At 54.8% G+C, this 19,756-nt stretch carries 19 protein-coding genes; 7 read left to right on the top strand and 12 right to left on the bottom strand.

Features of this window, described 5'->3' with window-relative positions:
• Positions 1-21: 21 nt before the first annotated feature.
• From U5L07_18240 to U5L07_18215, 6 genes are read right to left on the bottom strand one after another with little or no spacing between them, the layout of a single operon-like run.
• Positions 22-1,260 carry a thiolase family protein gene (locus U5L07_18240; protein ID MDZ7833690.1) on the bottom strand — a complete coding sequence of 413 codons (1,239 nt, stop codon included), beginning with the start codon at positions 1,258-1,260 and terminating at the stop codon, positions 22-24.
• Between the two features lie 15 nt (positions 1,261-1,275).
• Positions 1,276-2,520 (bottom strand): acyl-CoA dehydrogenase family protein, encoded by a 1,245-nt coding sequence (locus tag U5L07_18235; protein ID MDZ7833689.1) that lies wholly within the window; start codon positions 2,518-2,520, stop codon positions 1,276-1,278.
• 8 nt (positions 2,521-2,528) lie between these two features.
• Positions 2,529-3,368, bottom strand: a complete 840-nt coding sequence (locus tag U5L07_18230; protein MDZ7833688.1) for a DUF2148 domain-containing protein — start codon at positions 3,366-3,368, stop codon at positions 2,529-2,531.
• A complete protein-coding gene (locus U5L07_18225) occupies positions 3,368-4,168 on the bottom strand; it encodes a DUF2148 domain-containing protein (protein MDZ7833687.1) in 801 nt (266 codons plus the stop codon). Before U5L07_18225 ends, U5L07_18230 begins: the two co-directional genes overlap by 1 nt.
• Positions 4,169-4,189: 21 nt before the next feature.
• The gene (locus U5L07_18220; GenBank protein ID MDZ7833686.1) at positions 4,190-5,815 is read right to left on the bottom strand and encodes an AMP-binding protein; all 1,626 of its coding nucleotides are present in this window, start codon (positions 5,813-5,815) and stop codon (positions 4,190-4,192) included.
• A gap of 57 nt (positions 5,816-5,872) precedes the next feature.
• Positions 5,873-6,268 carry a hypothetical protein gene (locus tag U5L07_18215; GenBank protein MDZ7833685.1) on the bottom strand — a complete coding sequence of 132 codons (396 nt, stop codon included), beginning with the start codon at positions 6,266-6,268 and terminating at the stop codon, positions 5,873-5,875.
• A gap of 257 nt (positions 6,269-6,525) precedes the next feature.
• On the opposite strand from U5L07_18215, the gene U5L07_18210 reads away from it, so the two are divergent.
• Positions 6,526-9,306 carry a sigma 54-interacting transcriptional regulator gene (locus U5L07_18210; protein ID MDZ7833684.1) on the top strand — a complete coding sequence of 927 codons (2,781 nt, stop codon included), beginning with the start codon at positions 6,526-6,528 and terminating at the stop codon, positions 9,304-9,306.
• Positions 9,307-9,389: 83 nt separating this feature from the next.
• Positions 9,390-10,619: a Fic family protein gene (locus U5L07_18205; protein MDZ7833683.1), complete on the top strand. Its 1,230-nt coding sequence runs from the start codon at positions 9,390-9,392 to the stop codon at positions 10,617-10,619.
• Between the two features lie 18 nt (positions 10,620-10,637).
• Here U5L07_18205 and U5L07_18200 read toward each other — a convergent pair whose 3' ends face one another.
• Complete coding sequence (locus U5L07_18200; protein ID MDZ7833682.1) at positions 10,638-10,919, bottom strand: transcriptional regulator; 282 nt, start codon at positions 10,917-10,919, stop codon at positions 10,638-10,640.
• A 158-nt stretch (positions 10,920-11,077) separates the two neighbouring features.
• Here U5L07_18200 and U5L07_18195 point away from each other — a divergent pair, with 158 nt between their 5' ends.
• From U5L07_18195 to U5L07_18180, 4 genes are all read left to right on the top strand, one after another.
• A complete protein-coding gene (locus tag U5L07_18195) occupies positions 11,078-11,269 on the top strand; it encodes a hypothetical protein (GenBank protein MDZ7833681.1) in 192 nt (63 codons plus the stop codon).
• 67 nt (positions 11,270-11,336) lie between these two features.
• Complete coding sequence (gene radC / locus U5L07_18190) at positions 11,337-11,999, top strand: DNA repair protein RadC (GenBank protein ID MDZ7833680.1); 663 nt, start codon at positions 11,337-11,339, stop codon at positions 11,997-11,999.
• A gap of 95 nt (positions 12,000-12,094) precedes the next feature.
• Positions 12,095-12,466: a hypothetical protein gene (locus U5L07_18185; GenBank protein MDZ7833679.1), complete on the top strand. Its 372-nt coding sequence runs from the start codon at positions 12,095-12,097 to the stop codon at positions 12,464-12,466.
• The gene (locus U5L07_18180) at positions 12,463-13,281 is read left to right on the top strand and encodes a DUF4065 domain-containing protein (GenBank protein MDZ7833678.1); all 819 of its coding nucleotides are present in this window, start codon (positions 12,463-12,465) and stop codon (positions 13,279-13,281) included. Before U5L07_18185 ends, U5L07_18180 begins: the two co-directional genes overlap by 4 nt.
• Before the next feature lie 172 nt (positions 13,282-13,453).
• Here U5L07_18180 and U5L07_18175 read toward each other — a convergent pair whose 3' ends face one another.
• From U5L07_18175 to aroF, 5 genes are all read right to left on the bottom strand, one after another.
• A complete protein-coding gene (locus tag U5L07_18175; protein ID MDZ7833677.1) occupies positions 13,454-13,894 on the bottom strand; it encodes a hypothetical protein in 441 nt (146 codons plus the stop codon).
• 186 nt (positions 13,895-14,080) lie between these two features.
• Positions 14,081-14,554 carry a nucleotidyltransferase gene (locus U5L07_18170; protein ID MDZ7833676.1) on the bottom strand — a complete coding sequence of 158 codons (474 nt, stop codon included), beginning with the start codon at positions 14,552-14,554 and terminating at the stop codon, positions 14,081-14,083.
• Positions 14,502-14,699: a hypothetical protein gene (locus tag U5L07_18165; protein MDZ7833675.1), complete on the bottom strand. Its 198-nt coding sequence runs from the start codon at positions 14,697-14,699 to the stop codon at positions 14,502-14,504. The genes U5L07_18170 and U5L07_18165 overlap by 53 nt, the downstream gene beginning before the upstream one ends.
• 135 nt (positions 14,700-14,834) lie before the next feature.
• Complete coding sequence (aroB, locus tag U5L07_18160; protein MDZ7833674.1) at positions 14,835-15,863, bottom strand: 3-dehydroquinate synthase; 1,029 nt, start codon at positions 15,861-15,863, stop codon at positions 14,835-14,837.
• A 212-nt stretch (positions 15,864-16,075) separates the two neighbouring features.
• Positions 16,076-17,083 carry a 3-deoxy-7-phosphoheptulonate synthase gene (aroF, locus tag U5L07_18155; protein ID MDZ7833673.1) on the bottom strand — a complete coding sequence of 336 codons (1,008 nt, stop codon included), beginning with the start codon at positions 17,081-17,083 and terminating at the stop codon, positions 16,076-16,078.
• Positions 17,084-17,655: 572 nt separating this feature from the next.
• Between aroF and U5L07_18150 the strand changes: the two genes are divergently transcribed.
• A complete protein-coding gene (locus tag U5L07_18150) occupies positions 17,656-19,755 on the top strand; it encodes a 6-phosphofructokinase (GenBank protein ID MDZ7833672.1) in 2,100 nt (699 codons plus the stop codon).
• The last annotated feature ends 1 nt before the right edge of the window (position 19,756 follow it).

Raw genomic sequence — 19,756 nt, 5'->3', positions numbered from 1 at the left:
CCTGATTTAGAGTCGGAAACGCTACACTTTTTCCAGAATATGAATACACATGGCCGCCTCTTCCAAGCCGATATTGCCGCCGCCGTTTTCCGCGAGCCCAAGCTTGACATCCTCTGCCTGGCGTTTGCCCGCCTCGCCCCGAAGCTGAAGCCCCAGCTCGTAAATCTGGGCCAGGCCCGAGGCGCCGATGGGATGGCCCCGGCATTCCAGGCCGCCGCTGGTGTTGATGGGCTTTTTACCGCCCAGCTTGGTGGCCCCGGTTTCCGCATAGGGGCCACCCTCGCCCATGGGGCAGAAGCCCATGGCCTCGGTCTGGTGGAGTTCGCCGTAGGCGGTGGCATCATGGAGCTCCGCGATATCGATATCATCCGGGCCCACGCTCCCCATATCATAGGCCTGTTTGGCCAGACGCTCGCCGATGTCCTCGCCGTCAAAATCCCGGTCCGTGCCTGAGCCGTGCACCGAGGCCCGGATTTTAACCGGCCGCGGATTCTTCATCTTTTTTAAGAAATCCTCGGAGCAGACGATCGCCGCGGCCGCGCCGTCGCCCACGGGCGCGCACATGGAACGGGTCAGGGGGTAGGCGATGGGCTTGTCCGCCATCACTTCGTCCACACTCATATCCTGCTGATACTGGGACATGGGGTTAAGCGAGCCGTGGAAATGGTTCTTGGCGCAAATGGTGGCCAGCTCCTTCTGGGTAGAGCCGAAGCGGTTCATATGCCATCTTGCCCCCATGGCATAGGCATCCATGAAGATACTCCGTCCCTCGCCCGGCGGGGTCTGGCCTTCCGGAATCTCCACCTGGAATTGGGCATTGGCCTTTTCCATGAGCTTGAGCTGATCTTCGAATTTTTCCACATCCATGCACGTGGCATAGGCGGAAAGCGATTTCATCTTATCCGGATGGGTGATTTTCTCCGAGCCCACCACCAGGGCCACATCATACATCCCGGCCCGGATGCCGGTATAGGCCAGATGCAGCGCCGTGGATGCGCCCGCGCAGGCGTTTTCCACATTGGTCACCGGGATCTCGCCGATCCCCATGGATCGCAGCACCACCTGGCCCCGAATGGAGTGCTGGTTGTCAAACATGCCCCAGAAGGTGTTGGAGAAAAACGCCGCCTGAAGATCATTCTTGGTCAGCGCCGCATCATCCATGGCGGCCTGGATTACCTCATGGGCCATGCTCCGGACGTTTTTGTCCGGATACTTGTTGAACCGAATCATGCCGAGACCGGCAATATACACATTGGTCATAGATACCTCCTTAAATCAATCCTTTCGCGGATACGTCGCTATAATTTTATGGCCTGCGGCAATGGCCAGCGTGTCGTTGGAGCCGTCTTCGATCAGCATGGCCCGGGCATCCCGGTAGAGCTTTTCCACCAGGTACTCCTTGGTCAGGCCGTTTCCGCCGAAGATCTGAATGGCCTCGTGAGCCACATTCAGGGCCGCCTCGGTGCCGTGGATTTTGGCGATATTGGAATACTCCTCAGCCGGGGTGGTGGTATTCTGGTTATAGGCGAACGCGGCCCGGGTAAAGGCCCGGCTGGTCTCCACCTGGCGAAGCATCTCAAAAAGCTTGGCCTGGATGTTGGGATATTCGATCAGGTACTTACCGCCCTGAACCCGGGTCTTGGCATAGGCCAGGGCCTCATCAAATGCCGCCCGGGCGACACCCGTGCCGAAAATCCCCATGAGCGCCGTGGTTGCGGACAGCACGATTTCAACAAGCGCCTCATAGGCTTCCGGCCCGGCGATCAGGTACTTGCCCGGCACCCGGACGTTGTCAAAAAATATTTCTCCCTGGTTCAAATCCCGCTGACCCATTTTATTCAAAGGCGCCCCTCTTTTCACTCCGGGCAGATCAAGGGGCATGCAGAAAATGCCGCCCCCGGCATGGCCCATGGAGGGGTCGATCTGACAGAAAAGGGCGCAATGGGTTGAAATGGTGCCGCAGGAGACCCAGGCGGACTTCTGGCCGCTGATGATATAGTCATCCCCGTCCGGCGTGGCCACGCACTGGGAAGGGATACATTCATCCGAAAAACAGGGGTAGAACGGCACCAGGGTGTCTGACCCGTGGTCCGGCTCGGTGATGCCCCAGCAGCCGATGATGCTTGCATCATCGCACTCACAGAACGGCACCAGGATTTCGTCGATCATAGTTTCCTCCGGCACCATAGAGGCGCCGAACGCGTGGAAACTCGCCACCCCCAGCGCCACGGTGAGCCCCACGCTGCCCCAGGCCAGCTCCTCATAGACGATCGCCTGCTGCAGGGAGGTGAGCCCCATCCCCCCGTAGACATCCGGGATTAGAATAGAATGATAGCCCAGGCTGTATGCCTTTTTCATAAAATCCCAGAATGGCGAATCCTTGGCAATCACCTGCTCCGGGGTCATCTCGTCCAACTCCTTGGCCACCGGCCGCATCACCTTTTTCGCGAATTCATGGGCGTTTTGTTTCAACATGATGTCTTCGCGGGATAAATTAATATCCAGGTCCAGGTAGTTCATATACCCCCCTATTTTTCCTTGTCCTTGTATCGGGCCTCAATCTTGTCGGCATGCTTCACAACGATTTCCGGCACCTGCTCAAACAGCACCTGCTGCATCGCCTCCATGGCCTCGGGTGAGTAGGCCATGCCCATGAATTCCGGCGGCGCCCACCATTCATCCTTGGTCTTATACATGGGTGTGCCCCCGCCGGGAAACGCGGTAAACATATTGGGCAGGCAGTTTAGCATATCCTGCTTGTCCATCTCATAGTTCATGGTCTTGTGCATCTCTTCGCGGCTGTAGTAGACCATATCCCGCGGCGGCCCCAGTGCCAGCCCGAGCTTCACATCCATATGCGGCATAAACCCCAGGGCGTTTAAGGCAAACCCGACAGAGCCCATGATCCGGTTGTCAATCCGATACTGCCAGGCGGATGCGCAGGCCCAGTCACAGGCAATCGAAAAATCCAGGGCCTTCCAGTTGCAGGTAGGCCCGCCCAGCTGCCCGCCGCCGCGGTTTTCCTTGGCGTATTTATTGAACTCCTTGCACGTGTTAAACCCGCACGCGCCGCAGTCCCACATGAGATTGGAGCGCGCGGTTTTGGCCCCGACGGCCACGATGACCGGGTTCTCCCCTTTTTCATAGCAGTTCTTGATGGTCTCATAATCCCACTGCACATACCGCATGAGCTGGGCCACCGGGCCCATGACCTCAATGATGGGCTCCAGGTCCTCACCCCAGATGATTTCCGCATCCACTTCGGTCTTTCCGGTGATCTGCGGCGCCTTGTGCACGGCCAGCGCAATGTTCTTGGCCAGCTCCAAAACATGCTCCTGACAGAATTGTTTTCCCATTAAATGGCCCATTATTCATCCTCCTCATCCGATTTCCGGGGTTTGGGCACCCACTTGCGGTAATCAAAGCCCCGGATGATCCGGGCGGTCTGATAAATTTTGCGCGTGTTGTCCAAAACCTTGTCCATGTTGATGAGATGGTAGTCCACGTTGACATCCACATAGGGATTCTTGGATTTCACCGCCATCGGTACGCCGACCACCATGCCCGAGTTGCGGCAGTATCCCAGCTGCATGCCGGCCATACCGAGGCTGGCAAAGGGGCGGGCATCCACCATCAGGGTATGTGCTGTCCACAGGGCGCTGCCCACCGCATACCCCAGGTCATTAACCCGGGCCGTGCAAAGCGGCCCGTCAATCTCCTTTTCAGAGGAGCGGTCCGTGATATCCACCAGGCCATTGCGCTGGGTTTTCTGGTCATAGAAGTAGCTGCAGTCAAGCCCGCCCCCGCAAAGGCCGCAGCCCGCATCCAGCGGGGTCTCATGACAGCGGGTGTTTCCGATAAACAAAATCACATCCGAGTCCCGGACCATGACCGCCTCATAGAGAAACGGTTCCCGCCACTGCTCTTTCTGATGGGCAATCTCCTCGACTTTTCGGGCCACGGTTTCCAGCTCCTCCTGGCCATAGACGATATGGGCCTCAATCTGGGGCACGCCGCCGGCCAACGGGGCGGTAAGCGCAGAATTTAGCATCAGCCGGGCCGCCTCCAGCGCCCCCTTTTTCCGGCGGATGTCCTGGGGCGACCAGGGCGTCCACTCATTCACATACTCTTCGCCTCGGAAATCGAGGTCTTCGACATATTTTTTCATCAGACTCACTCCTATCAAGTTTTATGCGTTGACCCGGTCCTTATAGTCCGAGAATGCATATACGTTGTCCGCCTCTTTGCTGAAATCGTCCTTCAGCAGCCGATCCAGGTTCTTCTCGGATCCGGATTTCGGAATTTCATCGACCACCTGGAGGTAGGACGGTACGGCATTGCGCTCCAAATTTTCCACACAGTTCTGAAAAACCGATGCCGGATCGATTGAACTGTCCGGCATGGGCACCACAGCGGCCACAATGTCACTTTCCCCGGGTGACCCGGAGGCCGCGGGCACGCCATAGACGCAGACATCGCTCACATCCGGATTACCGGCAATGGAGGCCTCCACGGTCTGGGGCTGGATAAAATCCCCGGATCTTCTGAGGCCGCCGCCGGCGCGGTAGTCAAAGAAAAACCAGCCAGCCTCATCCATATGTCCCATATCCCCGGTATGGAGCCACCCGCCGCGGGTCTTTTCCTCCGAGGCCTCCTTTTTGCCCAGGTACTGGACTTCGGTTTTCTGGCCGATCAGCCGGAAAACGATCTCCCCGGTTTCAAACGGCTCGCATTCGCTGCCGTCTTCTCGCACCACCTTCATCTCCATCAGCCCCTCAAGCGGCTTGCCAAAAGACCCGATAGGACCCACACCCGGCGGCTTGTGGGCGAATCCGCCTTCGACCGCGCCGTACCATTCATGAATCCACACATTGAACCGCTTTTCAAAGGCATCCCAGATGGCCACCGGCGTGCCGGCACTTAAGACCACCCGGACGGGGTTGTCCGCATCATCCGGCCGCGGCGGTTCACTGTAGATCCCCATCATCATACCGCCCAAAAGGGAAAATGTGGTGCAGTTATAGTGCCGGCAGATATCCCAGATACGGCTCTTGGTAAATTTACGGCTGATCACGCAGGGGATGTTTAAAATCAGGGAGGGCACCAGGGTCACCGCCTGGGCGTTGCCGTGGGTCAGCGAGAGCCCCGTGTAGAGCCGGTCATTTTCCGTGTACTGCCAGACAAAGAGACCCACCTGGGCGAACTGGCTCATCCGCGAGCCCTTGACCACCACGCCCTTGGGATCCCCGGTGGTGCCGGAGGTATAAATGACCTCAAAGGGCTTGTCCGGATCCTCATTGGGGTTGTCCGGGAGGCCCACTTCCGGGCCGGCCAGGATATCATTCAGGGAGGGAAAATCATTGCTCACCGGCACATTCATGCCGTCCTTGTAGGCCACCCCGATGGTTTTGACCTCAGGCAGTTCCGAAAGCACCGGCCTGGCCGTCTCCATGAATTCACTGGTAAATATAACCCCCTTGCTGCCCGAGTCGGACAGCACATATTTCAGCCGCTCGCCCTTGGTCCGCGGATCAATGGGCACCATAATCGCCCCGAGAATGGATGCGGCATACATGGAATAAATAAATTCAGGGTGGTTGCGCATGAGCAGCGCAAACGCATCCCCCATGCCGATGCCGTTTTTCTTTAACTCCCGGGCAAGGATGCGACCCCGGCGGACGATATCCTGATAGGTCAGCGGCTCCTCCGGAAAATCGCCGTTTTCAAAGGTGACCACATTGAAATCCGCCGGCATGGTTTCCGCCCGGCTGTCAAGCTCGTAAGCGATGTGACCGGGGACTTTCGGTTCCGTCATAGCTTCCCCCTTTCCGTTTATTGATGATAATCTTTAAGCTCAGAACGTCAGGCCCGGTTATTCCACCGGTAGCCCGTGTTTTTTACAGAACTCCGGATACGCCTCATGCACCGGCTTCAGTGCCGGAAGCATTTTCAAAACCTTGGGTATCGGGCCCTTGGCTTTGATTTTTTTCGTGGCCAGCGCCACGGGCAGAGAAATCTGTTTCAGCCAGAATTTATGGATCGTATCCCCGGAGAGCTGCATGGTGATCACCGCATCCCGGTTGGCCTCCTTGCCCGTAATTACGGTGTCGGGGTCTACGTAGAGGTAGCCGTCGGGATCATTGATCACGTATTTGTAGCTCACCCCGTAATCCCGCATTTTGTCCCCCAGGCCCTGCTCAAAGACGATGTATTTCCAAAGATCCTCAAGAAACTCATACATTTGCTGGGTATCCTTGAACACGCTCATTAAGAACCTCCTCTTGCTTGGTGGTTGGTTATAAAGGATGCCGTTTATACGGCAAGAAATGAATCATTGGAGAAAACAAATAATGCAAGTCTTATGCCTAACCCAACTATTTTATAACCAATTGATATATTATTATAAAAAAATTTATATGATCTTGTACTGTTATTATTTGGACAGCCATATGCCCATATTTGGACAATTGGGTTGACCTGGCGCCCGGCCATGGTATGATTGCATAGAAAAAAGGAGAGAGAGAAATGACGCAAACGCCAAAAACGCCGCCGCCCAGCGAAGAGGTGCTTCAGCTGGAGAAAAATCTGGCCAATGAGGCCGTCGCGTCCGGGGACCGGGAAAATGCGTGGCTGCACTTACAGAACATCGTGAACCGGCTCGTCCAACGCCCGGCCTCAACCGAGCGCGACGCCCTGTTCGTCTCCACCGCCATCCAACTGGCCAATGTCAGCTTTGTGCTCGGCAAAGGCTTCAGCGACCTCATTGTCACCCTTGAGGAGGCCCTGGGCCGGGCCGAAGAGATTGGCGATCTAAGATCCACCGCTATCATCCATCTGCATCTGGGCCGCCTCTTCTATTTTGCCGAGCAGCGCGATAATGCCTTGGCCTTTTTCGAGGCGGGCAAAAGCAAGGCTGAATCCCTGGGCGATGAGGACATTCTGACACAGGCCGCGGAGTTCATTGGTCTCTACTACTTCCTGCAGGGCCGCTTCCGCGAGGCAATTGCCTACTTTGAACGGGCAGCCAAAAGCTTTGAATCCGAAACCCGGGGCCGCGTCATCAACCCGTCCGGCCCGCTGTGGCTATCCTACTGCGCGGCCTTTTTGGGCGAATTCCACCGCGCCATCGGCACGCTTGACTATTACCGCCGGCTTGCCATCGAGGGCGCGGACCCGGGGCTTGCCAATACCCTTCGGGCGGTGCTGGGCATCATCCTGTTAAGTATCAAAAAAAACAAAGAGGCCTACTTCCACCTCTCCGGCGCCCTGCAGGAGGCCCGAACCACCCAGAATGCCCTGGCCAACTATTTTGCCAAGGGGGGCTTAGCCTTTCACCATTTTTTGGAAGGCCGCTACAAGGAGGCGGGCGACTGGATCGAGCAGACCATCAGCGAAGGGGCGGCCTCGGGGCTTATCCACCAATACGCCTCACCTATTGTGATCGAAACCGTTTTTGAATTAAACCGGAGAAACCTCTGGCAGATCCCCTCCCTTAATTTCATGGATGAATTCAACCGCATCATGAGCGAGCCCAACATCCATCTAAGGGGCGTGGCGCTTCGCCTGAAAGGCGCGGAGGCCATGGCCAATGCCGAGGATATCCATTATGTGGAATCCCTTCTAAACAGCAGCGAAGACTACCTGATCCGCTCCGGCGACCCTATCCAGCTCGGCAAAACCCGCGTGGAGATGGCCCGGCTCAAGCTGCGCACCGGCGACCAGGAAAACGCCCGGATACTGGCTGAAAAAGCCCGCAAGGATTTTGCCAGCTACGTGGATGTCTATTTTCCGGACGATCTCCGGCCGCTTCTGTCCATTAAAAGCGACATGGCCGGCCAGCAGGCCTCAAGCAACGAGATGCTGGACATGTTCGCGGATGTGATTCAGGACCTTGCCCCGAGCTCAAATTTCGACAAACTTTTAGAGCGCACGGTGAAAACCACCAACCGGTTTTTCGGCGCCGAGCGCGGGGGCATCTTCTGGTTCCGCCGTCACGGGCCAAACAAAGGGCCGGTGCTCCGCGGTCCCTGCAACCTCTCCCGGGCGGATGTGGCCACCGAGGCATTTAAAGCCAATCTTCCCCTTATTTTTACCGCATTCCGGGAAAACCGGCCGCAGATCATCCGCCGAAAGGACCAGGAAATGGATCCCAGCCGGGTCAAGGCCATACTCTGCGTCCCCTTTGAAGTGGAGGGCCGGCCCCGCGGCGTGCTCTACCATGACAACTCCTATGTGGAGGACTGTTTTGACGAATTCGATGAGTCCCAACTGATCCGCATGGCCCGCTGGCTCACCGGATATATCGACCAGATTTTTGAATTCAGCCGGCAGCTGGAACAGAAAACCGTGGCTCATTTAAGCCAGCTCGAGCCTTCGGACGCCTATTCCATTATCACCCAAAGCCCGGAAATGCGGGAGCTTCTGGCCCAGACGGACAAAATCGCCGCATCGGACAGCGCGGTGCTGATCCTGGGCGAGACCGGGGCGGGCAAGGAGCTCCTGGCCCGCCGCATCCATCAGCAAAGCCGCCGCCGGGATAATCCGCTGATCATCGTGGACCCCACGGTGCTTCCGGAAAACCTGGTGGAAAGCGAGCTCTTCGGCCATGAGAAAGGCGCTTTCACCGGCGCGGATCGGCAGAAAAAGGGCCGGATGGAGCTGGCCCATCAGGGGACTTTGTTCATCGATGAGATCGGCGAGGTGCCCAAATCCATCCAGGTGAAACTTCTGCGCACGCTCCAGGAGAAGACCATGATGCGGGTGGGCGGCACCAAAAATATTTACTCGGATTTTCGGCTGGTGGTGGCCACCAACCGGGATCTGGCCAGTGAAGTGGCGGCCGGCCGCTTCCGGGAGGATCTTTACTACCGGTTAAACGTGATCCCCCTGACCCTGCCCCCGCTCCGGGAGCGAAAGGAAGACATCCCCCTTTTGGCCAGGCATTTTCTGCACCGGTTTGCCGCCAAATACAGCCGGCAGGGCCTTGAGTTAACGCGGGCGGAAGAGGCCATGCTCGCCGGCTATGAATGGCCCGGCAACATCCGGGAACTGCAGAATGTGATGGAGCGGGCAGTGCTGTTATCCAAAGACGGCAGCCTCAATCTGAACCTGCCCGCGGAGCGGCGCACCGGCTCCAGGGAGCTGTTTGCCGATCTGCCCACCCTGGATGATATGCAGCGGCGCTATATCCGGCATGTGCTCTCCCACACCCGGGGAAAAATCAGCGGCCCGGACGGGGCGGCCGAAATTCTTGGCATGAAGCGCACCACGCTTCACAACCGGATAAAGAAGCTGGGGCTAAAGTAGGCGGACAAACCGGCCTTAAAGTCGGACATATAATTTCTTATTTTTTGCCTTGTTTATTCATAATTATTTGATATAAATAATATATGAACGAAAACAAACCGGACATAGAACCGGACTTTAAAACGGCCGCGGACCGGGGAGAACCCCTATCCCAGATGGAGCCTTTGCTGATTGCTGCCGATTCCCGCCACCGGGATGAATTGACAGACCTTGCCTTTGAGCTCGCCCAGCAGGCGGCCGGATTCCGGCACAGTCTGCCCGCCGGCATCCAGCCTTCCCTGGCTGATCTCATCCGATCCATGAACTGCTATTACAGCAATCTAATTGAGGGGCATTACACCCATCCCATTGATATTGAACATGCGCTGAACAACCAATATAGCAATGATCCGGAAAAACGGAATCTCCAGCATGAAGCCGCCGCCCATATCCACGTTCAAAACTGGATTGATAAGGGCGGCTTGCTTGGCCGGACGACCGCCGTCGAAGGACTCCGCGAAATCCATCGCCGTTTTGGTGAACTGCTGCCGGAGGCGCTGCTGTGGACCGAGGACGCAGAAACCGGCGAACGGCTGAAGGCTATACCCGGCGAACTCCGCCGGCGTGATGTCCGGGTGGGGCCGCATGTTCCGATCAGTCCCGGCGCCGTGCCCCGCTTTTTGGCCCGGTTTGAAAATCTCTACCATCCGCTTGCCAAACTGGAGAGCATTCTTGCATCAGCCGCCGCACACCACCGACTTCTCTGGATTCACCCGTTTCTGGATGGCAACGGGCGCGTGGCAAGACTTATGTCCCACGCAACACTGCTTGAAAAACTTGATACCGGCGGGATCTGGTCGGTTGCGCGCGGGCTGGCCAGAAACGCCCAGACCTACAAAATGCTACTGGCAGAATGCGATCAGTCTCGCCGAAATGACCTGGATGGCCGGGGCCACCTGAGCGAAGAGGCGCTTGCCCGGTTTACCCGGTTCTTTCTTGAAACCTGCCTGGATCAGGTAAAGTTTATGAAAAACCTTGTCCAGCCGTACAGACTGGGCCATCGCATACGGATCTGGGCGGAAGAGGAGATCCGCGCCGGCACATTGCCGCCCAAGGCGGGGAAAGTGCTTGAAACCGTGCTTTATCGAGGCCAATTGAATCGCGGCGAGGTTCCGGAAATCCTTGGCGTTGGGGCCCGCCAGGCCCGCCGCGTCATTTCAGCTTTAACAGAACAGGGGGTACTTGCCTCAAAAAGCAGCCGGGCTCCCCTGCATCTCGCCTTCCCTGCCAGGCTCGCCCCCCGCTGGATGCCCGGCTTATTTCCTGAACCATAAGGTCTCGGATAACTGTCCTTATTTAATTGAAAACCGCGGCGGGTCGATGTGCTCGCTCCGGCACCTGGGACATTTGCCGGGTTTTTTATGCCGGCTGCGGTCCTTGAACCGATACCCGCAAGAATAGCACTGGGCCGGCGTGATAATCAGCTTCATACCGCGATGCGTCAGACTGCGGCTGATATGACTCAGATGTTCCGTCACATCCTTTTCCGACACCCCGATCTGGCCTGAAATCTCCCGGGCGTCCAGTTCCCTCTGCAACAGCAGCTCAATAATATTTTCGCGAATGGTGCCCATTTGCTGACCGTCCCGTTAAGCCTTTTCTTATAATCACAGCTACCCTATATATGCGAAAATATAAAAATACGAAAGGGTTTTGAAATTTTCCGCAGAAATTGCTATCTCAAGAGGCAAGTAAAAACAACCCACCATTGAAACCCTGAGCGGAGCAGTGCATGGAAAATATCGGCCAGGTGGAAGCAAGACTCTGGGAAGCCGCGGATCAACTGCGCGCCATTCGGGAGGGACTGGATGAAGAGCATCTGGCGCTGTTCGATATTCTGACTTCCGGGAAAACCCTGGATTTAGGGCACCCGAAACCGGATAAAAAAGGTGGCGAGCGAACTGCTGGCCGCCCAGGTGTTTGATCATATCTATCAGCAGTATCCCGGTGCCGACCGGCACGTGTATGCCTGATGTAAACAAGAGGGAGCCATGAAGCCAATCAAAGAGATGCCGGAGTTCGGCCGGCCGCGGGAAAAACTGAAAGAAAAGGGCGCAGTTTGTTTATCCGACGCGGAACTGGTGGCGGTGATTCTGGGCAGCGGCCAGGGCGGGCAGGAGGTCATGAGCATTGCCACGCGGGTGGCCCGGGTGATTGCCAAAAGCAAAGGACAGCTGGACCTGGAAAAGATTTCAGCGGTCAAGGGCATCGGCCCGGCCAAGGCTTCTCAAATTCTGGCCGGGTTTGAACTGGCCCGGCGGTATATCATCAAAGATACTGTAAAAATTGACGGGCCGGAAAGCGTCCTGCCCCTGGTCAGCTTTATCACGGCAAAGAAGCAGGAATATTTTGTCTGCATTTCCTTAAACGGCGCCAATGAAGTGATTGACACCCGGGTGGTTACCATCGGTTTGCTGAACCAGAGCCCCGTGCACCCCCGGGAGGTATTTGCCGACGTGATCACCGACCGGGCCGCCTCGGTGATTTTTGTGCACAACCATCCCTCCGGGGATTTGACCCCCAGTCACAATGATTTTAAAACCCATAAACAGCTAAGCGACGCAGCCCGGATTCTCGGCATCAATGTGCTGGATCACATGATCGTTACGCCGAAAGGCTATTACAGTTTTCTGGAAAATGATAAATTGGGCTGACCCCGAGATTTAAGAATAATAAAATAAAAACAATTAATTAAAATTAAACCCCAAAAAATAAAAGGCGTTGACAACGTATCAATTGATACTATACTATGAATAGGCCGTCAAAAAAGGAATTATTTAACAAGATACGCCAAGCCGGGCGAGCAATAGCGGAAGGCCGCATTGAAATTATCGATGCGGTGGCGATTGCATCAGATGCAGGAGAGCTCGACTATGATGTTGAAACCGAACTTGTGGATATTCTGCAAAATGTATTATCGGAAGTGACCCCTGACCACTACAAAGGCACCCGGCCCCCTCAAACGTCCTATAAACCGCAGATTGACGGCTTGGAGCTTTTCGCTTTTGTTGTCGAACCGGCATGTTTCAAATGTTCGGTATATATTAAGTTTGCATTGACCCAAGATGCATTCTGGCTGGTTTCACTGCATAAAGATCGGCCCGAAAAGGAGGATAAATGAGCGCCAAAGAATGCCCGAAAGGGCACGGACCGATGAAGCGCCAGACCAATTTAAAATCAACCACTTTCCGGGGTGTTGAGCTGGAGGTGGCGGTAAAAGAACACGTATGTCCGGAGTGCGGATTAACCGCGGCCGACATTGCCGCCACAGCTGACGTGCAGCATCAAATCGCCGAGGGCTACCGGAAAAAAATGGGCCTGTTAACCGGAACGGCAATTCGTGACCTTAGGCAGGCCAAAGGGCTGACCCAGGAAGAACTCGCTGATTTAATCGAAGTCGGCGTGGCCAGCATTAAACGCTGGGAAAAATCCAATATACAGAGCGCCTCGATGGATAAGCTCCTCAGGACTTATTTAATGGATGACTGCCCGGGCGATGTCTATCATGGGAACCGCCCCCTGTCACTGCCGCGGATCAAACTCGTCATCAAACAACTTGAAGGGCGATTAAACCGGCGGCTGATCAAAAAAACGGATAAATTTTTATTTGTGGCGAAATACCTGTGGTATGCGGATATGCTGGCATACCAGAGACTGGGGCGGGGCCTAACCGGAGCTGCCTACGCAGCCATTACGTATGGCCCGCAACTTAATAACTACCGGGATTTAATTGATGAGATCAAGGATTCAGATACAGCGGAAGCAGAGCCTCTCAGCGCCGAAGAAATGTCAGTTATTGAGAAAGTCGCCAAAACATTTCCGGAAGATCGGATGGTCTATGACGCGGCGCACCGGGAGCATGTTTGGCAGGACACTCCGACCGGGTATATGATTTCCTATGCGCTGGCTTCAGAATTAATAGAGATATCTGATTAAACAGTACGCACCCTCATTTCTGCCTGTCAACTATCCAGCCATTTTTACATGACCAAGGCATCGGCATAGCCCTGACTGTGATGGTTAAACGCCATGGGCCGGCGGCCCGCGATCTCATAAAATATGGGCCGGATGCCTTCAAAGTCGTCTTCTACAGATTCCCGGATTTGCCTTATTCGCCTGCGTAATACTGAATTAACCTGACCCCATTATCCGAGACGATCCGCGGATATTGGACACATTGCTCAACCCTTGCCTTTTTCCGGCTTTTTTGAAACTCAAACACCCACTTATCGCCAAAGTCGAAAACATAATAAAGTTTTAGCCCTTTGAGCGGGTAAATATCTTTTAACAGAATTTTTTCATACTCCCCGCCATCAAAGGGATAACCGGCATCTTCCGAAAATATCAGTTTGCGATGGCGCTCGTTTCTGCCGGCAAAGAATCCAAACAAATGGTCATTGTCAAAATCTATAATCTGCTGCATATAAAGATGCAGATCAAATAAAGAATAATTATCAGGCACTTCAATTTCTGCTTCCCAGAAATTTCTGTCCTCAACGGGATCCCATGTATTAAAAACTTTCAGCCGGCAAAGTGAAAAATCTGCCATCACAATCTCCATTTCTAAATTTCGGCTTTTTGACGGTGTTTCCGATGCTTACCGGAAAGGGCGAATCCTTAGGTTTTTGATCCGTCGCTTGCATTATTTGCCTTTTTTTCCGCTTTCCGGTTTCTTTTTTCAGCCGCCTTGTCCTCAATGGGTCGGGGACATAAGATCGGCTCTTATTTTGCTGAATTAGTGGCCAGAACTATCGTCCAAATCTTCAGCTTTTTTGAGCTTTTCGAGGTCGATTTGATCCTGCGGCCGGCCGCTGGCTTTCTTTGCCTGAATGAGATCCTGCCTGGAAATAAAAAAGACCCTGTTGTCATTGAGTTCAACTAATCTTCGATTTTCCCATGCGCTATTAAACTCCACACCCGGAATAGACATCATAATATCCACACGCAGCGGAGGTCTGCCCATTTGATAAAAATAGCCTTTGTGTGTGAAGTCCTCCGGCGAAAGATCTTCAAGCGGTGCCCCAAACTCCTTTAAAGCTTCATAAACCCTTTTTGCATTATCTTGATCCGTGGCAATAAACACATCAAGATCTTTCGTGAAGCGAGGTTCGCTGTATTTCATGACAGCATACCCACCCACAATAAGATACCGAATGTTATGCTTTTCGAAAAGATTCAACAGTTCTTTGAAGTCTGAACTCGTCAGCATTTTCGCCCCTGATCAAGAAATAATCCTTTAGCATCTCCGTAACCGCTTCAAATATTGCCAGATCCCCCTGTTCCTGCCAGAAGCGGACATCAAATGAACGGTCGTCTACCGAGATTAGTTGATAGCTTTCTTCTATTTGCTTCATTTTTGAATCAATGGATGCATTAGAAATCGTTCGAAAGGGAAAAGCCCAAATAATATTCTAATAATTTTATAAATAATACCATTTTAACGTGATAGGTGCAATTCTTTCTCTAATTTGAAAGCGCAAGGAGCGATCTCATTCCGAAAGTCCAATCAACTCCTGCAATTCACTGATGGGAATAGCCTGAACCACGGCCCGGCCGAGGCGTTCCAAAAGCACGAAGTGGATTTCATCGCCTTCGCGCTTTTTGTCCCGGGCCAGGGCATCCATGATTTGTTTTTGGTCCACTTGGCTTTCAAGAGGCAGGTGGAATGCCGACAGCAAGGCGGCCAGGCGATCGACGGATTTTTGATCCAGCATATGCCGGCTCATGGACAGGCGTGCGGCCATCATCATCCCGATGGCAACCGCCTCCCCATGCGGCAGGCCTTCGGTTTTTTCCACCGCATGGCCGAAGGTATGGCCGAAGTTCAATTTGCGGCGCTCGCCTTTTTCCCGCTCATCCCGGCTCACCACATCGGCCTTGATGGCAATGGAATCATACACCACCCGCGTCATGACTTCAGGATCAAGGGATCGGGCACGGCTCGCTTCCTGCTCCAGAAACTCAAAATAATCCGCATCGTAAATGGCCGCGTGTTTGACCACCTCGGCAAATCCGCAGGCAAGGTCTCTTGCCGGCAGGGTCTTTAACACCCGGGGGTCGCACAGCACAAACCCGGGCTGATTGAACACCCCCACCATATTCTTATACCCCCGAAAATTCACCCCGGTCTTGCCGCCCACGCTGGCATCCACCTGGGCCAGCAGCGTGGTGGGCACGTATCCGAAGCGCACGCCACGCAGGTAAGTGGATGCGACAAACCCGGCAATATCACAGACAATCCCGCCGCCGATGCCCAACAGGAATACCGAGCGGTCCGCCTGGGATTCGATCAGCTGGTCATAAATCGCGGATACGGTCTCCAGGGTCTTAACGGCCTCGCCCTGGCCGACGGGGATCACCTCCCGGCTGGGAAACGCGGCGCTGTAGAGCCTTTCGACATTATCATCGGTAATGATGACAGTGCGTCCGGCGGGCAGATAACCCGCCAGGTTGTCTAAAGATTCGCCCGCCAGAATTTGGGACTTGCCGGTCTGGCCGGATATGGTGCGTGTTTTCATAAAATTTTTACCCTCATCCCAGCCTTCTCCCAGAGGGAGAAGGGGACTAGTGTAATTTAAATGCCACTTAAAATCGACAATCAGGAAACTGATCGTACTCAGTCCCGCGCAAGCGGGACGGCTCTCGTACTCGTACTCGAAAAATTTAAATGCCGATTACGAGTACGAGCACGCGTACGAGTACGGAGCGAGCGTTAATTTTAGGTGTTACTCTAATGCTGCACAATATCATAGATCGCCCGCATCTGTCTGCAAAGGGTTTCAAACTGATGGGGGTAAAGGGACTGCACGCCGTCGCTTCGGGCTTTTTCCGGCTCATTGTGAACCTCCACCATCACGCCGTGGGCGTTGACCGCAGCGGCGGCCCGGGCCAGCGGCATGACCTGGTCCCGGAACCCGGCCGCATGGCTGGGGTCCACGATGATCGGCAGATGGCTTTCCCGCTGCACCACGGGAACGGCCGAAAAATCCAGGGTATTTCTGCTGTGGCGGACAAACGTGCGCACCCCGCGCTCGCATAAAATAACATCCGCGTTGCCTTCGGCCATGATATATTCCGCGGCCATGAGCCATTCGTCAACAGTTGCCGACATGCCCCGTTTTAACAGCACGGGGCGGCGGGATTGGCCCGCCCGGCGAAGGAGACTGAAATTCTGCATGTTCCGGGTGCCGATCTGCACGATATCCGCATAAGCCTCCACCATATCAAAGCACTCAAGGTCCATTACTTCCGTGACCACCGGCATGCCAAAGGTCTCCCGGACCTTTTCAAGGATCTTAAGGCCCCCCTCCCCCAATCCCTGAAAAGAATACGGCGAGGTACGCGGCTTAAACGCCCCGCCCCGGAATAAATGCGCACCGGCCGAACTGACCTGCTCGGCAATCCGCATGGCCCGGTCCTCATCCTCTATGGCGCACGGCCCGGCAATAATCGCCATTCCCCGGTCGCCGATACGGATATCGCCCACCGTGACCACCGTATCCTCCGGCTTGGTTTCGCGGCTGACCAGCTTAAAGGGACGGGTGACGGGAATCGCCTCCTTAACCCCCGGCAGTTCCTGTGCCCAGGCCGGATCCACCGGTTCCTTGTTAAATAACACGGCGATGGATACCCGGTCGCCCCCGGGTATGGGCCGGGCCTGATACCCCTTGGCCTCCAGTGCACGGATGACTGTTTCGACCTGTTCTTCACCGGCATCCCGGCGCATGACGATTAACATGATTCACCTCCATTGATATGCCTTTAAAATAAAAAAACCGCGGGCTCTCTATGGGAGAGGCTCCGCGGTTTTTGGATCAGTTACTTATCGGTTAGACGGCTAAATCGGTACCTGCCGCACGGCCCACCCCTGGCTATGACGCCTGCGCCACCAGTACCAGAACCATTGCCGATAAGTTTGAATCATCAAAAACTCCCGAAATTTAAAATATCTTTATTTTCTCTTATACAATCATTTCCAGTTTGTCAATTACCAATCCTGACAACATTACCAATCCTGACTCTTCCCGGCCAAGCCAGCAACCCGTTTAAATCCCATTGTTTTCTTGACTGGCACGGCATTTCCGATATAACTAAAATAATAAATCAAATAACCACTTACCTGTCACACGGTGAATTTGTTCTGGCAAACAACCCCATAACCATGGGGTTTCTCGCATGTGAGGTCGGCACGGTGGCCGACCCTACAAAATGTCGGCATTGTCGCGTAGGGCGGGCCACCGTGCCCGCCTGAAAAATAGATAGAACAAATTTACCGTGTTACCTGTCAATGGCGACCTTGTGGGAGGGAAAATGACCTTTGAGAACATAGATAATTTCCTGTCAAAACCCGAAGTGGCCCAGGCGATCAGTTCCAACAACACCGTGCTGCTGAAACGGCTTAGCTTTATCCCGGAGCTCTGCCCGGCCTTTAAAACCCCTTACACCTATCTGTCCCCGGATACCCGGCATCAGTTCAAAATCCACCCGGCCTGCCGGGAGCATCTGCCGGATATCATCGACAACCCGGTGCAGAAGATTGCCGGGACCGAGGCCCCTGATGACAGCGTGCGCGCATCCTATGAAAAAAAGCGCCATGTCGGCATTGTTTTCTCCGGCGGCCCGGCCCCGGGCGGGCACAACGTGATTGCCGGGGTTTTTGACGCCATGACCGCGGCCAATCCGGAAAGCCGGCTGTTCGGCTTCCTGATGGGCCCGGACGGGCTTCTGGAGAGAAACTATATCGAACTCACGCGCAAAATCATTGAAAACTATCGGAATATCGGCGGGTTTTCGATGATTAAGACCGGTCGGACCAAAATCGATACCCAGGAAAAAATCGCCCTGGCCCGGGAGACCTGCAAATTTCTGGATCTGGATGCCCTGGTGATTGTGGGCGGTGATGATTCCAACACCAATGCGGCTTTCCTTGCCCAGGAACTCTACAACGACGGGATTCAGGTCATGGGGGTGCCCAAAACCATTGACGGCGATCTGCAGGCCCGGGACAAGGACGATAACCAGCTGGTGGCCATTTCCTTTGGCTTCCACACCGCCGCCCGGGCCTTTGCCAATGATATCAGCAACCTCTCCACGGACTGCAGCTCAGATGTTAAATACTGGCATATCTGCAAGGTCATGGGCCGCTCCGCCAGCCACCTGGGGCTGGAAGTGGGCCTTCAGGTACACCCCAACATCCTGGTGATCGGCGAGGAGCTGGCCGAGTTTGTGGATACCGAACGGCTGGAGCGGGCCAAAAAACAGGGCACCATTGATTACACCGCCTATGGGATGACCCTGCGCCACATCTCCCGGGTGATCTGCGACGGAATCGTGCGCCGGGCGGCGGTGGGCAAAAACTACGGCGTGGTCATCATCCCCGAGGGGATACTTGAGTTTATCAATGAAATCCAGATCTTTATCATTAAACTCAACACCATTATCGCGGACTACAACAGCACCCATGATACGGATTTTCATTCGGATTTCCTCACCCTGGAGGAAAAACTCGATTACCTGCGCCGTCTGGCCCGGCTCTCCCGGGAGGAAAACACGTTCACCATCTGGAACACCCGGGATGACGACCTTTTCAATGACATCCCGGAATTCTTCCAGGAGGGGCTGCTTACCGAGCGCGACAGCCACGGCAATTTCCAGTTCTCCCAGGTGCAGACCGAAAAGGTGATCATGGGCCTGGTCAAGGACTACCTTAAGATCCTCCAGGAAAAAGGGGAATACAAGATCGGTATCGAGCGGCCCTGGTACCGGCGGACCATGGAAAACGGCGGGCTGGACCCGGATGCCTACGGGCCGGTGCTGTTTCACAACTACGGCACGGATGCGCATTTTCTGCTAACCCGCCCGGCGATCGTCTCGCTTAAAACCCTGAAACAGGAACTGGACAAGGCAGCCGGATTAAAATCCAATCCCGATATCCCCGGGCCGGTCAAAAAGATTTTCCAGGCCTCGGTGCCCAAGTTCAGCACCCAGGACCACTTTTATGGCTATGACGGCCGCGGCAACGACCCCACCTGGTTTGACTGCACCTATGCCTATAACCTGGGATGGGGGGTTTTCTCGCTGATTGCAAACAAAGCCACCGGCCAGATGGCGGGGATTAAAAACCTTGAGAAAAGCTTTGCCGACTGGGAGCCCATCGGCATCCCCATTGCCCCGATGATGCATCTGGAGGAACGGAAAAGCAAACTCGCCCTGGTTCTTGTGCGTACCACCGTTGACATTGATTCCCCGGCTTTCCAGGCGGTCAAATCGCTTCGGGAAAAATGGCTGGCCGCCCGCCCCGGGCCCGATGATTTCCGGCATCCCGGCCCGGTGCGCTATGCCGGCGAGGGCGAGGATGATCAGCCGCTTACGCTGATTTTAAACCATTTGGGTAATAATCACGAGAGATAAC

The organism is Desulfobacterales bacterium, from assembly GCA_034520365.1.
GTDB lineage: Bacteria > Desulfobacterota > Desulfobacteria > Desulfobacterales > Desulfosalsimonadaceae > M55B175.
The sequence above is the reverse complement of the archived record's forward strand: the minus strand, read 5'-3'. Positions and strand labels throughout refer to the sequence as shown.

What these genes read in the sequence shown, in the direction of transcription:
- U5L07_18240 (MDZ7833690.1), bottom strand. Translation starts at nt 1,260, where the DNA reads ATGACCAATGTGTATATTGCCGGTCTCGGCATGATTCGGTTCAACAAG.
- U5L07_18235 (MDZ7833689.1), bottom strand. Translation starts at nt 2,520, where the DNA reads ATGAACTACCTGGACCTGGATATTAATTTATCCCGCGAAGACATCATG.
- U5L07_18230 (MDZ7833688.1), bottom strand. Translation starts at nt 3,368, where the DNA reads ATGGGCCATTTAATGGGAAAACAATTCTGTCAGGAGCATGTTTTGGAG.
- U5L07_18225 (MDZ7833687.1), bottom strand. Translation starts at nt 4,168, where the DNA reads ATGAAAAAATATGTCGAAGACCTCGATTTCCGAGGCGAAGAGTATGTG.
- U5L07_18220 (MDZ7833686.1), bottom strand. Translation starts at nt 5,815, where the DNA reads ATGACGGAACCGAAAGTCCCCGGTCACATCGCTTACGAGCTTGACAGC.
- U5L07_18215 (MDZ7833685.1), bottom strand. Translation starts at nt 6,268, where the DNA reads ATGAGCGTGTTCAAGGATACCCAGCAAATGTATGAGTTTCTTGAGGAT.
- U5L07_18210 (MDZ7833684.1), top strand. Translation starts at nt 6,526, where the DNA reads ATGACGCAAACGCCAAAAACGCCGCCGCCCAGCGAAGAGGTGCTTCAG.
- U5L07_18205 (MDZ7833683.1), top strand. Translation starts at nt 9,390, where the DNA reads ATGAACGAAAACAAACCGGACATAGAACCGGACTTTAAAACGGCCGCG.
- U5L07_18200 (MDZ7833682.1), bottom strand. Translation starts at nt 10,919, where the DNA reads ATGGGCACCATTCGCGAAAATATTATTGAGCTGCTGTTGCAGAGGGAA.
- U5L07_18195 (MDZ7833681.1), top strand. Translation starts at nt 11,078, where the DNA reads ATGGAAAATATCGGCCAGGTGGAAGCAAGACTCTGGGAAGCCGCGGAT.
- radC (MDZ7833680.1), top strand. Translation starts at nt 11,337, where the DNA reads ATGAAGCCAATCAAAGAGATGCCGGAGTTCGGCCGGCCGCGGGAAAAA.
- U5L07_18185 (MDZ7833679.1), top strand. Translation starts at nt 12,095, where the DNA reads ATGAATAGGCCGTCAAAAAAGGAATTATTTAACAAGATACGCCAAGCC.
- U5L07_18180 (MDZ7833678.1), top strand. Translation starts at nt 12,463, where the DNA reads ATGAGCGCCAAAGAATGCCCGAAAGGGCACGGACCGATGAAGCGCCAG.
- U5L07_18175 (MDZ7833677.1), bottom strand. Translation starts at nt 13,894, where the DNA reads ATGGCAGATTTTTCACTTTGCCGGCTGAAAGTTTTTAATACATGGGAT.
- U5L07_18170 (MDZ7833676.1), bottom strand. Translation starts at nt 14,554, where the DNA reads ATGCTGACGAGTTCAGACTTCAAAGAACTGTTGAATCTTTTCGAAAAG.
- U5L07_18165 (MDZ7833675.1), bottom strand. Translation starts at nt 14,699, where the DNA reads ATGAAGCAAATAGAAGAAAGCTATCAACTAATCTCGGTAGACGACCGT.
- aroB (MDZ7833674.1), bottom strand. Translation starts at nt 15,863, where the DNA reads ATGAAAACACGCACCATATCCGGCCAGACCGGCAAGTCCCAAATTCTG.
- aroF (MDZ7833673.1), bottom strand. Translation starts at nt 17,083, where the DNA reads ATGTTAATCGTCATGCGCCGGGATGCCGGTGAAGAACAGGTCGAAACA.
- U5L07_18150 (MDZ7833672.1), top strand. Translation starts at nt 17,656, where the DNA reads ATGACCTTTGAGAACATAGATAATTTCCTGTCAAAACCCGAAGTGGCC.